Consider the following 12,864-nt stretch of genomic DNA (forward strand, 5'->3'; position numbering starts at 1 on the left):
CTGTCACCGGCGGCCGCTACCGTGGGGCGCATGACTGCTCGGGAGTACGACCTCATCGTCATCGGCGGCGGTCCTGTCGGCGAGAACGTCGCCGACAGGGCGACCCAGGGCGGCCTGTCGGTCGTCGTGGTCGAGAGCGAGCTCGTCGGCGGCGAGTGTTCGTACTGGGCCTGCATCCCTTCGAAGGCGATGCTGCGCGCGGGCGACGCGGTGCGTGCCGCGCAGCGCGTGAAGGGCGCCGCCGAGGCGGTGACCGGAGACGTCGACGTGGCCAGGACCCTGGTGCGCCGCGACGAGCTGGTGCACAACTGGGACGACACGTCGCAGGTCGAGTGGCTCCAGGGTGCGGGCATCGATCTCGTCCGCGGGCACGGGCGCCTGACCGGCGAGCGCGAGGTCACCGTCACCGGTGCCGACGGTGGTGAGACCGAGCTCGTCGCCCGCCACGCGGTCGTGGTGTCGACCGGTTCGGCGGCGCTCCTGCCCGACATCCCGGGGCTGCGCGGGGTCGCACCGTGGACCAGCCGCGAAGCCACTGGCGTCCACGACGTCCCGGCCTCGTTGGCGGTGCTCGGCGGCGGCACCGTCGGAACCGAGATGGCGACCCTGTACGCGTCGTTCGGCTCCACCGTGACCGTGATCGCCCGTTCCGGCCTGCTGCGAGGCGTCGAGGCCTTCGCGGGCGAGGCCGTCGAGAAGGCACTGACGGAGGCCGGGACCACCGTCAAGACGGGCGTCGAGGTCGAGCAGGTCTCGCGTGACGACGCCGGCGATGTGGTGCTGGCGCTGTCGGACGGGTCCGAAGTGCGGGCGGCCGAAGTGCTGGTCGCCACGGGCCGGGTGCCGCGGACCGAGGATCTCGGGCTCGAGGCGGTCGGGCTCGAGCCCGGTTCCTGGCTCGACGTCGACGACACGCTGCGCGTGCGCGGCGTGGACTGGCTCTACGCCGTCGGCGACGTCAACCACCGGGCGCTGCTGACGCATCAGGGCAAGTACCAGGGCCGCGCTGCGGGCGATGTCATCGCCGCGCGCGCGAAGGCCGCCGACGTCGACGACGCCCCGTGGGGCAGGCACGTCGCCACGGCCGATCACACGGCGGTCCCACAGGTGATCTTCACCGACCCCGAGGTCGCCGCGGTGGGGCACACCGAGAAGTCGGCGCGCGAGGCAGGCCTCCGCATCCGTGTCATCGATTACGACCTGTACTGGATCGCAGGTGCGAGCGAGGTCGCCGACGACTACCAGGGGCGAGCGCGGGCGATCGTCGACGAGGAGCGCCGTGTGCTCGTCGGCGCCACGTTCGTCGGGCAGGACGTCGGCGAGATGCTGCATGCGGCCACGATCGCGATCGTCGGCGAGGTGCCGATCGAGCGCCTGTGGCACGCCGTGCCGTCGTATCCGACGATCAGTGAGGTGTGGCTGCGCTGGCTCGAAGAGTACGGCCGCTGATCCCGTGAGGAGGACCGCCATGCGACCCGAGCCACTGCCCGCCGGTCCCGGCCAGGAATCGGTCTGGGACTACCCGCGCCCGCCGCGTCTGGAGCGGGTCGGGCGCCGCGTGCAGATCCGGCTGGGCGGCGAGGTCATCGTCGACACCGACGACGTCATCCGTGTCCTCGAGACGAGCCATCCACCGGTCTACTACCTGCCGATCCAGGCGTTCGCCCAGGGGGCGCTCAAGCCCGGCGAGGGGTCGTCGTACTGCGAGTTCAAAGGTGGCGCCGCCTACTTCGATGTGCACGGAGGCGACCAGGTGCGCCCGCGCGCGGCGTGGACGTACCCGCGCCCCTCCGCGGGGTTCGAGCAGCTCGCGGGTCGGGTCGCGGTGTACCCGCGTGAGATGGACGGCTGCACGCTCGACGGCATGGAGGTCGTGCCCCAGCCCGGGCGCTTCTACGGCGGGTGGATCACTCCCGACGTCGTCGGTCCCTTCAAGGGTGAGCCGGGCTCGCTGGGCTCGTGAGACACCCGGATGCGGCGACATCCGTCCTGAGAACTGCACAGCGAACGCTCAGGCCGGACTCTTGTTCACCGATATATCGCTAGGTATCGTCAGGGTGTCGGCACACGCTCGTTCAGGAGGTCGTCATGAGCGGTTCGTTCCAGGGATTCGGTTCGCGTCCATCAGGGCAGGGCTCGGGGCTTCCGAGCAGCTTCTGGGATGCGATGGACCAGTTGAAAGACACATTCGAGAAGAGCTTCTCGCCGCGGGCCACGAAGGGAGACGTGCGCGCAGCGGTGCTCGCGATCCTCGCCGAGAAGCCCATGCACGGGTACCAGATCATCCAGGAGATCGAGGAGCGCAGCGACGGCGCGTGGAAGCCGAGCCCCGGCTCGGTGTACCCGACGCTGCAGATGCTCGCCGACGAAGGACTCGTCGCCGCGGAGGAATCGAACGGCAAGAAGACCTACTCGCTCACCGAGGCGGGTCGTGCGGAGGCGTCGGCCGCCGAGGGGCAGTCGGCCCCGTGGGAGGCGGCCGGGTCGCGCGACGCCGGACGCACCGCGCTTCCGAAGGCCGGCGCGAAGCTCGCGCAGGCGGCGGCGACGGTCGGTCGCAGCGGCACGTCCGAGCAGGTGGCCAAGGCCGTCGAAGTGCTCGACGACGCGCGGCGTAAGCTCTACTCGATCCTGGCTCAGGACTGACGGCCGGCGTGCGGGAAGACGGCGTCGGCCCGGGTCCGCGGGTTCGGCGGGGCACGCGATCCCGGGAGACCGGGATCGCAGGCACCCCTAACCGCTGAACAGCACCGTCCGAGGAGCTTCGATGGCCGACGTCGGGAACCCGCGCGCCCGCTACCGTCGGATCCTGCGCTTCGCCGGCCGGTACATCGCGCAGGCGTGGTGGTACGAGCTCGTCCTGCCCCGGTTCGGCTTCGGCGCGCTCGCCGCGCGCGGCCGCACGCAGCGCCTCCAGAACATCGCCCGCCGGTTCCACGTGCTGGCCGTCCAATACGGCGGGCTCATGATCAAGGTGGGCCAGTTCCTCTCGTCGCGGCTCGACGTCCTGCCGCCCGAGATCACGAAGGAGCTGGAGGGGCTGCAGGACGAGGTCCCGCCGGTGGCCTTCCCGGCGATCCGCGCCCTCGCGGAGGCGGAGCTGGGCATCCCGCTCGGCCGGGCGTTCGAATGGGTCGACGAGACACCCGTGGCCGCAGCATCTCTCGGCCAGGTGCATCGTGCGCGACTGACGCCGGCCGACGCGGCCGAGACCGGGTTCGCCGGCGTCGTCGTCAAGGTGCAGCGGCCCGGGATCGAGGAGATCGTCGACGTCGACCTGGCGGCGCTGCGCCGCGTGGCCGGCTGGCTCACCCGTGTGCGGATCGTGCGCGATCACGTCGACCTGCCCGCGCTGGTGGAGGAGTTCGCGCACACCAGCCGTCAGGAGATCGATTACCTTCACGAGGCGCAGAACGCGGAGCGCTTCGCGACGGACTTCGCGGGCGACCCGCGCGTCACGGTCCCCGAGATCGCGTGGGAGCGCACGACGCGCCGCGTGCTGACGCTCGCCGACGTCACCGCGATCAAGATCAACGACGTCGACGGACTGCGGGCCGCGGGCATCGATCCGGCGGAGGTCGCCGTCGAGTTCGCGAACGTGATGTTCGACCAGCTCTTCCTGCGCGGCTTCTTCCACGCCGATCCCCACCCCGGGAACATCTTCGTGACGCCGGTCACGAGGGCCGCCGGCGACACCCGGCACTCGTGGACTCTCACCTTCATCGACTTCGGCATGATGGGCGAGGTCCCCGACAAGCTGCGCCACAACCTGCAGCGGCTCATGATCGCGGTCGCCTCGCGCAACAGCGCGCAGATGATCGACAGCATCCGTGCCGTCGGCGTGCTCCTCCCGTCGGCGGACACGGTCGAGCTCGAGCGCGCCATGACCGCGCTGTTCGGACGCTTCGGGGGCATGGGGTTCGCGGAGCTTCAGGAGGTCGACCCGCGCGAGTTCCGCCAGTTCGCCAAGGAGTTCGGCGACGTGATGCGGTCACTGCCGTTCCAGCTGCCCGAGAACTTCCTGCTCATCATCCGCGCGGTCTCGCTCACCAGCGGCATGTGCAGCTCGCTCGACCCCGCTTTCAACGTGTGGGACGCCGTCGAGCCGTATGCCGCGCGCCTGCTCCGCGACGAGCGCGGCAACGCAGCGAAGGCGATCGCGCAGGAGGCAGTATCGACCGCCGGCGTCATGGCCCGGCTGCCGCGTCGCCTGGACGACATGGTGACGCGCATAGAGGACGGGCGCCTGGTCGCCGACGTCCCCAAGCTCGACCGGTGGCTGCGCCGTCTCGAGCGCCTGATCCGGCGCGTCGTGGCGGCCGTGCTGTTCGCCGGGCTGCTGATCAGCGGGGCGGTGCTGCGCGCGGAGGACCTCACGATCGGCACTGTGCTCATGATCGGCTCGCTCGTGCCGCTGCTGTACGCACTGTTCGCAGGCTTCTCCGGCAGGCGCGGCCCGCAGGGCTGAGCGCGCATCGGCAGGTCGAGAAGTCGGGCGACGGATGCTGCGCCCCGGCGTGTCAGCGGCCGTCGAGGTCTGCGATCGCCGACTCGACCTGCGCCAGCCGAGAGTTCGGGTCGCCGGTGACCTCGATCACGCGAGCGCCACCGAGCAGGTCGGGGTCGTCGGAGAGCTCGAGCAGCGCGTCGTCCATGGCCTCGCGCAGCTCCGGGTCCTCGTCCTCGGGCACCCGGATGTCTCCGCCGAGCGGCAGGAGCACGAGCAGGTCCACGTGCGCCATCGCGGCCACGGTGAGGTCGACGGCTCGGGCCGGGTGACCGCCGGGGCGCGACGGGCGGCCGAGCTCGTCGAGGGCGGTGAGGTACGCGAGGAAGTCGAGCGGGCCCCGCTCGGCGATGACCTTCGCGCCGTGCTCGAACTCGGTGAGGCGCCGGGCCGAGATGCCGAGCTGGGCGAGGAACATTCCCGCATCGGGCTCGTCGCCTGCCTCATCCAGGAGTTCGTAGGGGTCCGACAGGACCTCGTACTCGGGGTGCGTCGCCGAGAAGGCGCCGATGAGGGTGCTCTTCCCGCTGGCATGGGTGCCCGAGACCACGATCCGCATGATCGGAGCATACGGGTGGCGCGCGTCCGGCTGGGCAGGCTCCCCACCCGCTACGGTGGCACGCAGGAACTCGTCCTCGGGGGTGCGTGTGGTCTGGGCGGTGGTCGTGCGGGTCGCAGATCTGTTGGTGCAGCTCGCCCTGATCTGGCTCGGGCTCCAGATCCTCCTCGTGGATGACATCGAGCCCACCCTTGACGCGCTCGCCGCATGGTGCGCGCTCGGCGGGCTCTACTGGCTGGCATCCGTGATCGCCGTCGGCGTGAGTGCGAAGCGATCGCGGATCGCCGCCCCGCGGTGGATCGGTCGGTTCGACGCCCATCCGGTCGTCGCGGCGATCACCGTGTCTGCGACCTTCCTCGCGAGCATCGTCGGAATCGTGGCGGCCATCGAGATCGTCGTGCTGCGGGGCGACCCGGACTGGGCCGGCTGGGTGGAGCCGGTCGGCGTCCTCGCGATGCTGCTGTCGTGGGGGCTGTACCACTGGGGCTTCGCGCGCATCTACGACCGCCGCTACCGCCTCGCCGCCAGTCCGCCGCTGATCTTCCCCGGCACCCCGAACCCGCGCCTGGCCGACTTCGTGTACTTCTCGTTCACGAACGCGACCACGTTCTCGGTGTCGGACGTGCAGGTGGTGACGACGCGGATGAGGTGGACCGTGGTGTGGCACACCACGACCAGCTTCTTCCTCAATGCGCTCATCATCGTCCTCGCGTTCAGCACCATCATCAACGCCGACCTGACGGCTCCCTAGACTTTCGAGCACGGGCGCCCGCGCACGGCGCCCTCGACAGGTGAGCAGAGGAGCGGCGATGCAGCTGGGAATGGTGGGCCTCGGCCGGATGGGCGGCAACATCGTCCGGCGTCTGATGCGGGACGGTCACGAATGCGTCGTGTACGACGTCAGCCCGGATGCGGTGTCCGCTCTCGCGGGTGAGGGCGCGGTCGGATCCGAGAGCCTCGCTGACCTCGTGTCGAAGCTGGAGGCACCGCGCGCCGTCTGGCTCATGATCCCCGCAGGGCTCACGGGCAAAGTCGTGGACGAGGTCGCCGCGCTGCTCGATCCTGGAGACATCGTCATCGACGGCGGCAACTCGAACTACCGTGACGACGTGCGCCGCGCGGCCGCGCTGCGCGAGAGCGGCATCCACTACGTCGACGTCGGCACGAGCGGCGGAGTGTTCGGCCTCGAACGCGGGTACTGCCTCATGGTCGGCGGGCCCGACGAGGCGTTCGCCCGCATCGAGCCGATCCTGCGAACGATCGCTCCGGGGAACGGCGACGTCGAGCGCACGCCCGGCCGCGCCGGAGGCTTCGCCCCCGAGGAGCTGGGGTACCTCCACTGCGGGCCGTCCGGCGCCGGCCACTTCGTCAAGATGGTGCACAACGGCATCGAGTACGGGGTGATGGCGGCGCTCGCCGAAGGCCTCAACATCCTCGAGCACGCGGATGCCGGCGTCCAGGAAGCCGAGCACTCCGCCGAGGTCGCACCGCTCGAGGAGCCCGAGTTCTACCAGTTCACGATCGACACCCCGAAGGTCGCGGAGCTGTGGCGCCGGGGTTCGGTGATCTCGTCGTGGCTTCTCGACCTGACCGCGGCGGCGCTCCAGGGCAACCCCACCCTCGACGGCCTCGCGGGACGCGTCTCGGACTCCGGCGAGGGCCGCTGGACGGTTAAGGCAGCCGTCGACACGGGGGTGCCGGCGCCGGTGCTCGCAGCATCCCTGTTCGAAAGATTCGCCTCGCGCGGCGAGGACCATTTCGCCAACCAGGTGCTCTCGGCCATGCGGCTGCAGTTCGGCGGCCACCAGGAGCTGCCCGCCGGCGACGTGCTCGAGGCGGGCTCGCGCAAGTCGGAGTCGTCGAGCGGCGGTCAGCCCGAGACCGGCGGTGCTTCGTGACGAAGGCCGACCTCAAGAGGTCGATCGCGGCGTACACCGCCCCCCGCGGGTCGTTCGAGATCGTCGACGTTCCACCGATGCAGTACCTCCTGGTCGACGGTCACGGCGACCCCAACACCTCGGACGAGTACGGCGAGGCGGTGGCGGCGGTGTTCGGGGTCGCCTACAAGCTGAAGTTCCTGAGCAAGGCCGAACTCGGCCGCGACTACGTCGTGATGCCGCTCGAGGGCTTGTGGTGGTCCGACGACATGGCGGCGTTCACGTCGGAGCGCGACAAGTCCCGGTGGAGCTGGACGATGATGAGCCTCGTCCCGGAGTGGCTCGACGGCAGCCATTTCGAACGCGCGCGGGATGCGGCCGTCGCCAAGGGCACGTCACCCGCCCTGGAGCGGCTGCGCCTGGCGGAGCTCGCCGAGGGCCGGTGCGTGCAGACGCTCCATGTCGGGTCGTACGACGACGAAGCGCCGGTGCTCGCCGAGATGCACGAGCGCTTCATCCCCGACGCAGGGCTGCGCATGCGTGGGCTGCACCACGAGATCTACCTCGCCGACCCCCGCCGCACGGCCTCCGAGAAGCTCCGCACGATCCTGCGTCAGCCCGTCGACCCCTCGCGCTGACGTTCAGGCGGTCGGCGGCTTCGCGGCGTCGGGCGCGTCCTGCGCCGAGTGGCCGTGGGCGCCCTCCGCCGTGCTGCCCGGACCGCGCGAGATGAGGTTCGTCGCCCATCGTTCGTTGAACCCTGCCAGGAATCCGACGGCGCCCCAGAAGAACCAGCTCGCGATGTGATCATCGGGGACGGTGAAGATGCCCGCGAGCAGGCCGCTCTTCAAGAAGAACACCACGGCCGCGGCGAAGAACCAGCCGAGGAAGATGCGGTAGATCGCCGCACCCCGGGCGGCCGACTCGATTGTCAGATTGTGCATCCGGTGCATGCGCAGCATGACGCTCACGCAGGCGCCCGCCGCGCCTGCTCCGACGGCGACCAGCACATCGCGCAGAGCCTCGCTCTGGTCCGCCGGCATCGGCCCATGGCGCCACAGCGTGATGACCGCCACGCCGCCCGCGCCGATGAGCAGGAGGAGGAAGAACGTCATCGTGACGCCGCCGAGCAGGCCTCGCGCGTACCGTCGGCGGGCGATCTCGCCCTCTCTGCGCTGGAGGAAGTCTGCCGCGTAGATGATGCGGCCGTTCAGCGCGGTGAGCTCCGAGGTGTGTGGGCCCGGTCCGTCGAGGCCGATCGCGGCGATTCTCACCGCTTCGTGCACGAGTTCGTCGAGCGTGGCGACGTCTTCACCGCGCAGGACGAAACGGCCGCGCAGGATGATCTCGTCCAGCCTGCCGAACTGCTGCGGGGCGCTCACGGCGACGATCAGGGCCGCCTTCTGGAACTGCGCGTCGTCGACGTGGAGGAGCCCGATCGGCTTCTTCCGCGAAGTCGCTCTCTTGCGTGCGGCCGCGCGTGAACGCGCAGCCTCCCGCATCCGTCCGATCTCGAGGGCGATCCACGACCTGCCCTCGGGGATCTTGATGCCGACGGTGGGTGGCGCCGGCAGCGTCGCATCAGCCACGATCGCTCTCCCTTGGCCTCGCGGCGCGGGTTGCGCCGCATGCTGTGAGGAGAGCGCTCACGCACCTCGTGATACCCCGACGGATAAACGGATGCCGCGACCCGGCCGGTCGCGGCATCCGTTTCTCGTCTTGATTACGCCGTGGCGCCGGCGCGCTTGGGAAGCACCCAGCCGGCCCGCGGGAAATGGCACGTATAGCCGTTGGGGATGCGGATCAGGTAGTCCTGGTGCTCGGGCTCGGCCTCCCAGAACGGGCCCTCGGGCTCGATCGTGGTGACGGCCTTGCCGGGCCAGAGACCCGACGCGTCGACGTCTGCGATGGTGTCGCGCGCGACCTCGGCCTGCTCGGGGGAGAGCGGGAAGATCGCGGAGCGGTAGCTCGAGCCGATGTCGTTGCCCTGACGGTTCAGGGTAGACGGGTCGTGGATCTGGAAGAAGAACGCAAGGATGTCGCGGTACGAGGTCTTCGTGGGGTCGAAGACGATCTCGACCGCCTCCGCGTGACCGGGGTGCTTGCGGTAGGTCGCGTGCGCGTTCTCGCCTCCGGTGTAGCCGACACGGGTGTCGAGCACGCCGGGCTGGCGGCGGATGAGGTCCTCCATGCCCCAGAAACAGCCGCCGGCGAGGACCGCCGTCTCGGTGCCGGGGGTGCGGGTGATCTCGCCGGTGTCGAAGGGACCGCTGGTCATGATGCGTGCTCCTGGTTCTCGGTGGTGAAGAGGTGTCGGTAGGCGCCGTAGCCCTCGTCCTCGAGCGACGAGGCGGGCACGAAGCGCAGTGCGGCCGAATTCATGCAGTATCTCAGGCCTCCCGCCTGGCGTGGGCCGTCCGGGAAGACGTGCCCCAGATGGCTGTCGGCGCCCGACGAGCGCACCTCGGTGCGCGGCAGGAGCAGCTTCCAGTCCTTCTTGGTCGAGACGGCGTCGGGCTCGATCGGCTTGGTGAAGCTCGGCCATCCGGTTCCGCTGTCGTACTTGTCGGTCGACGAGAAGAGCGGCTGGCCCGAGACGACGTCGACGTAGATGCCGGGCTCGTGGTTGTTCCAGTAGGCGTTGCGGAAGGCGGGCTCAGTGCCCTCCTCCTGCGTGACGCGGTACTGGGTGTCGGTGAGGCGGCTCAGCGCCTCGGCGGTCTTGCGGTACTCGTTGCTCACGATTCCTCCAGGTTCGACGCGGCTGGCTGCGGCGTCACAGAGGAGAACGGATGCCTCACGGGTTTTGGTCCCGCGAACCTGGGAGCGCGCCGTGAGTTCCGTTGCACGCCCCCAGCTGCGATCGAATGCGGGCGATCGGGAAACGAATGCATCCTGACCTTTCGACCTACGACGCCGGCTACGTCGCGCTCGCCGAGCGGCTCGGTGGGACTCTTCTCACCGGGGATCGGCGCATCGCCTCGGCCCGCGTCGCGGGCTGCCCCATCGAGGTCGTCGGCATCTGAACCGGGCTCAGGCCGAGCCGAGCTCGCCGCTGAGGCGGCGGTGGAAGCGCGCCGCAGCATCCGTCATCCCGTGCAGCTCGACGGTCGTTCCGCGCGCCTCGTACTTCGTGACGATGGCGTCGAGGGCGGCGACCGTCGAGGCGTCCCAGACGTGGGTGCGCGAGAGGTCGATGACGACGTGGGGCGGGTCGGCGGCGTACTCGAACTGCGTGGTGAGGTCGTTGCTCGAGGCGAAGAAGAGCTCGCCGTCCACGCGGTAGCGGGCGGTGTCGCCGTCGACCTCGCGCGTCACGGTCGTGAAGTGCGCGACGCGGCGGGCGAACAGCACCATGGCGGCGAGCACGCCGAGGATCACGCCGACGGCGAGATTGTGCGTCCACACCGTGGCCACGACGGTGACGAGCATGACGAGGGTCTCGCTGAGCGGCATCCGCTTCAGCGTCGACGGACGGATGCTGTGCCAGTCGAACGTCATGACCGACACCACGATCATCACGGCGACGAGCGCGGCCATCGGGATGAGCCCGACGATGTCGCCCAGAGCGACGACCAGGATCAGCACCCACACGCCCGCCATGAACGTCGAGATCCGCGTGCGACCGCCGGACGTCTTCACGTTGATCATCGTCTGGCCGATCATCGCGCAGCCGCCGGTGCCGCCGAAGAACGCCGAGGCGATGTTGGCGACGCCGAGTCCCCACGCCTCACGGGTCTTGCGCGAGTGGGTGTCGGTGATGTCGTCGACGAGCTTCGCGGTCATCAGCGACTCGAGGAGCCCCACCAGCGCGGCGGCGAACGCGTAGGGCGCGACGATCTGCAGCGTCTCCCACGTCAGCGGGACGTTCGGGATGAGGAGCTCCGGAAGGCTCCGGGGCAGCTCGCCCTGGTCGGCGACGTTCGGCACCGCCGAGAGGCCGAACACCACGACGACCACCGTCAGCACCGCGATCGCGATGAGCGGTGCGGGGATCGCGCGCGTGATGCGCGGCCAGACGAACAGGATGCCGAGACCGGCGGCGACGAGCACGTACACCGCCCAGGGCACGTCGACGAGCTGCGGCACCTGCGACAGGAAGATCAGGATCGCGAGGGCGTTCACGAAGCCGACCATGACGCTGCGGGGGATGAACCTCATGAGCCGGGCGACGCCCAGCACCGCGAACAGCACCTGGATGAGGCCGGCCAGTGCGATCGTGACGATGAGGTAGTCCGAGCCGTACTCGCGCGCGACGGGTGCGATCACCAGCGCGACCGCGCCCGCGGCGGCCGTGATCATCGCCGGGCGCCCGCCGGTGAACGCGATGACGACGGCGAGCACGAACGATGAGAACAGTCCCACCCGCGGGTCGACGCCCGCGACGACCGAGAACGCGATCGCCTCGGGGATGAGGGCGAGCGCGACGACGAGGCCGGCGATGACCTCGCGGGTGACGAGGCGAGGGCGCCTCAGCGCCTGCAGCACGGTCGGCTCGCTGCGGTAGCGATCGGCGGAATCGGCGACGGCGGACACGGGCGCTCCTCGGGTTTCGCGCGCACCGTTGCGCCCGCACGGGGTGGATGAGGGGAGGGATGCCGCGACCCGCGCGGCCCTTCGACTCTAGCCGCGCACCCGACGACGCCAGCGATCTCAGGGGTCTCCCCGTCGGTCGCGCAGAGTAACGTGGAGACCGATGTCGGCCTCCGTGTTCACAGGGCATCTGCCCGGTGATCGGGCGTACCGCCGGCTCATCGCGGGACTGTTCTTCGCCGGCGTCGCGACGTTCGCGCAGCTGTACTCGCCGCAGGCGGTGCTGCCGCTGATCGCCGCCGAGTTCGCCGTCCCGCCCGCGACCGCGGCGCTCACGGTGTCGGTGACGACGCTCGCGCTCGCCGTCACGGTCATTCCTTGGTCGGCCGTTGCCGACCGCGTGGGCAGGATCCCCGCGATGACGGTCGGAATCATCGCCGCGACGGTGTTCGGCCTGCTCGCCCCGTTCAGTCCGGACTTCGGCACGCTGCTCGCGCTGCGCCTGCTCGAGGGTGTGGGTCTCGGCGCGGTTCCGGCGATCGCGCTCGCCTACCTGAGCGAGGAGGTGGATGCTGCGCACACGGCGGCCGCCGCGGGCAGCTACATCGCCGGCACGACGATCGGCGGGCTCGCGGGCCGGATCGTGGCGGGACCGGTCGGCGACTTCGCAGGCTGGGAGATCGGGGTCCTCGTCGTGGCCGTCGTGTGCGCGGTCTCGGCGGTCGCGTTCCTGATGCTGGTGCCGAAGGCGCGCGGATTCATCGCGCTGCGGCATCGCCCGCACCCTGGGTCGTCGCTGCTGCACCGGCTGACAGAGAACCTGCGGTCGCGGCGGCAGCTCGCGCTCTACGCGCAGGGATTCCTGTTGATGGGCGGCTTCGTCGCGCTCTACAACTACCTCGGCTTCGCGCTCGCCGAGCCGCCGTACTCGATGCCGCACTGGGCGGTCAGCCTGCTGTTCCTCGCGTACCTCGCCGGCACGGTCGCGTCGCCGGTCGCGGGAACGCTCGCGTCGCGCTTCGGGCGCCTCCCTGTGCTGCTGGTCTCGAGCACCGTGATGGCGGCGGGAGCGGCCCTCACGCTCGTGCCGGCCGTCCACGTCGTCCTGGCGGGCCTCCTCGTCTTCACCGCCGGCTTCTTCGCCGCGCACGCCGTCGCGTCGGGCTGGGCGCCGGTCGCGAGCACCCCGGACGCGAGGGCGCAGGCCTCGTCGCTGTACTACCTCGGCTATTACGGCGGCTCCAGTCTGTTCGGCTGGGCGTTGGGCCTCGTGTTCGTCGCGGCGGGATGGGACGGCGTCGCGGTGGCGGTGCTCGCCCTGATCGCGACGGCCGTGCTCCTGGCGGTGGCGTGGCTGCGGCCGACGCCGTGACGCGTGCAATGAGGGA

General features: G+C 70.4%; 14 protein-coding genes. 9 read left to right on the forward strand and 5 right to left on the reverse strand.

From position 1 onward, the window contains the following. Positions 1 to 30 precede the first annotated feature (30 nt). The 4 genes from ASF40_RS11775 to ASF40_RS11790 all read left to right on the forward strand — a co-directional run bounded on the left by ASF40_RS11775 (position 31) and on the right by ASF40_RS11790 (position 4,468). Positions 31 to 1,449, forward strand: a complete 1,419-nt coding sequence (locus tag ASF40_RS11775) for a dihydrolipoyl dehydrogenase family protein (protein WP_056369234.1) — start codon at positions 31 to 33, stop codon at positions 1,447 to 1,449. Between the two features lie 19 nt (positions 1,450 to 1,468). Further along, a complete protein-coding gene (locus tag ASF40_RS11780) occupies positions 1,469 to 1,963 on the forward strand; it encodes a DUF427 domain-containing protein (protein ID WP_056369235.1) in 495 nt (164 codons plus the stop codon). 125 nt (positions 1,964 to 2,088) lie between these two features. Next, the gene (locus ASF40_RS11785; protein WP_056369237.1) at positions 2,089 to 2,646 is read left to right on the forward strand and encodes a PadR family transcriptional regulator; all 558 of its coding nucleotides are present in this window, start codon (positions 2,089 to 2,091) and stop codon (positions 2,644 to 2,646) included. A 121-nt stretch (positions 2,647 to 2,767) separates the two neighbouring features. Then, positions 2,768 to 4,468, forward strand: coding sequence for an ABC1 kinase family protein (locus ASF40_RS11790; protein ID WP_056369239.1), 1,701 nt, complete (start codon positions 2,768 to 2,770; stop codon positions 4,466 to 4,468). A 52-nt stretch (positions 4,469 to 4,520) separates the two neighbouring features. Here ASF40_RS11790 and ASF40_RS11795 read toward each other — a convergent pair whose 3' ends face one another. Then, on the reverse strand, positions 4,521 to 5,066 hold the full coding sequence (locus ASF40_RS11795) for an AAA family ATPase (RefSeq protein ID WP_056369241.1): 546 nt from the start codon (positions 5,064 to 5,066) through the stop codon (positions 4,521 to 4,523). Positions 5,067 to 5,121: 55 nt separating this feature from the next. Between ASF40_RS11795 and ASF40_RS11800 the strand changes: the two genes are divergently transcribed. The 3 genes from ASF40_RS11800 to ASF40_RS11810 are packed head-to-tail and all read left to right on the forward strand — an operon-like array spanning position 5,122 to position 7,581. Beyond that, on the forward strand, positions 5,122 to 5,817 hold the full coding sequence (locus ASF40_RS11800; RefSeq protein WP_162239860.1) for a DUF1345 domain-containing protein: 696 nt from the start codon (positions 5,122 to 5,124) through the stop codon (positions 5,815 to 5,817). A 58-nt stretch (positions 5,818 to 5,875) separates the two neighbouring features. Continuing rightward, entirely contained in the window at positions 5,876 to 6,964 is a 1,089-nt protein-coding gene (gene gnd, locus ASF40_RS11805) for a phosphogluconate dehydrogenase (NAD(+)-dependent, decarboxylating) (RefSeq protein ID WP_056369244.1), read from the forward strand. Further along, on the forward strand, positions 6,961 to 7,581 hold the full coding sequence (locus ASF40_RS11810; protein WP_056369246.1) for a GyrI-like domain-containing protein: 621 nt from the start codon (positions 6,961 to 6,963) through the stop codon (positions 7,579 to 7,581). The genes gnd and ASF40_RS11810 overlap by 4 nt, the downstream gene beginning before the upstream one ends. A 3-nt stretch (positions 7,582 to 7,584) precedes the next feature. Here the strand turns inward: ASF40_RS11810 and ASF40_RS11815 are convergent, their stop codons facing one another. The 3 genes from ASF40_RS11815 to msrB all read right to left on the reverse strand — a co-directional run bounded on the left by ASF40_RS11815 (position 7,585) and on the right by msrB (position 9,685). After that, entirely contained in the window at positions 7,585 to 8,532 is a 948-nt protein-coding gene (locus ASF40_RS11815; RefSeq protein ID WP_056369248.1) for a hypothetical protein, read from the reverse strand. Between the two features lie 134 nt (positions 8,533 to 8,666). Further along, positions 8,667 to 9,221 carry a peptide-methionine (S)-S-oxide reductase MsrA gene (gene msrA / locus ASF40_RS11820; RefSeq protein WP_056369249.1) on the reverse strand — a complete coding sequence of 185 codons (555 nt, stop codon included), beginning with the start codon at positions 9,219 to 9,221 and terminating at the stop codon, positions 8,667 to 8,669. Beyond that, positions 9,218 to 9,685, reverse strand: coding sequence for a peptide-methionine (R)-S-oxide reductase MsrB (gene msrB, locus ASF40_RS11825; RefSeq protein ID WP_056369251.1), 468 nt, complete (start codon positions 9,683 to 9,685; stop codon positions 9,218 to 9,220). Before msrB ends, msrA begins: the two co-directional genes overlap by 4 nt. Before the next feature lie 146 nt (positions 9,686 to 9,831). Here msrB and ASF40_RS21125 point away from each other — a divergent pair, with 146 nt between their 5' ends. After that, positions 9,832 to 9,969, forward strand: a complete 138-nt coding sequence (locus ASF40_RS21125) for a hypothetical protein (RefSeq protein ID WP_200919484.1) — start codon at positions 9,832 to 9,834, stop codon at positions 9,967 to 9,969. A gap of 7 nt (positions 9,970 to 9,976) precedes the next feature. On the opposite strand, the gene ASF40_RS11830 is transcribed toward ASF40_RS21125, so the two are convergent. Continuing rightward, the gene (locus ASF40_RS11830; protein WP_056369253.1) at positions 9,977 to 11,479 is read right to left on the reverse strand and encodes a SulP family inorganic anion transporter; all 1,503 of its coding nucleotides are present in this window, start codon (positions 11,477 to 11,479) and stop codon (positions 9,977 to 9,979) included. A 160-nt stretch (positions 11,480 to 11,639) separates the two neighbouring features. Between ASF40_RS11830 and ASF40_RS11835 the strand changes: the two genes are divergently transcribed. Then, entirely contained in the window at positions 11,640 to 12,848 is a 1,209-nt protein-coding gene (locus ASF40_RS11835) for an MFS transporter (RefSeq protein ID WP_056369255.1), read from the forward strand. Positions 12,849 to 12,864: the final 16 nt, after the last annotated feature.

The organism is Microbacterium sp. Leaf288 (assembly GCF_001422925.1).
Lineage (GTDB): Bacteria > Actinomycetota > Actinomycetes > Actinomycetales > Microbacteriaceae > Microbacterium.

Bases quoted from the DNA above. Each gene is read 5' to 3' on its own strand.
- ASF40_RS11835 (WP_056369255.1), top strand. From the start codon at position 11,640: ATGTCGGCCTCCGTGTTCACAGGGCATCTGCCCGGTGATCGGGCGTAC.
- ASF40_RS11780 (WP_056369235.1), top strand. From the start codon at position 1,469: ATGCGACCCGAGCCACTGCCCGCCGGTCCCGGCCAGGAATCGGTCTGG.
- msrA (WP_056369249.1), bottom strand. From the start codon at position 9,221: ATGACCAGCGGTCCCTTCGACACCGGCGAGATCACCCGCACCCCCGGC.
- ASF40_RS21125 (WP_200919484.1), top strand. From the start codon at position 9,832: ATGCATCCTGACCTTTCGACCTACGACGCCGGCTACGTCGCGCTCGCC.
- ASF40_RS11775 (WP_056369234.1), top strand. From the start codon at position 31: ATGACTGCTCGGGAGTACGACCTCATCGTCATCGGCGGCGGTCCTGTC.
- ASF40_RS11795 (WP_056369241.1), bottom strand. From the start codon at position 5,066: ATGCGGATCGTGGTCTCGGGCACCCATGCCAGCGGGAAGAGCACCCTC.
- gnd (WP_056369244.1), top strand. From the start codon at position 5,876: ATGCAGCTGGGAATGGTGGGCCTCGGCCGGATGGGCGGCAACATCGTC.
- ASF40_RS11785 (WP_056369237.1), top strand. From the start codon at position 2,089: ATGAGCGGTTCGTTCCAGGGATTCGGTTCGCGTCCATCAGGGCAGGGC.
- ASF40_RS11790 (WP_056369239.1), top strand. From the start codon at position 2,768: ATGGCCGACGTCGGGAACCCGCGCGCCCGCTACCGTCGGATCCTGCGC.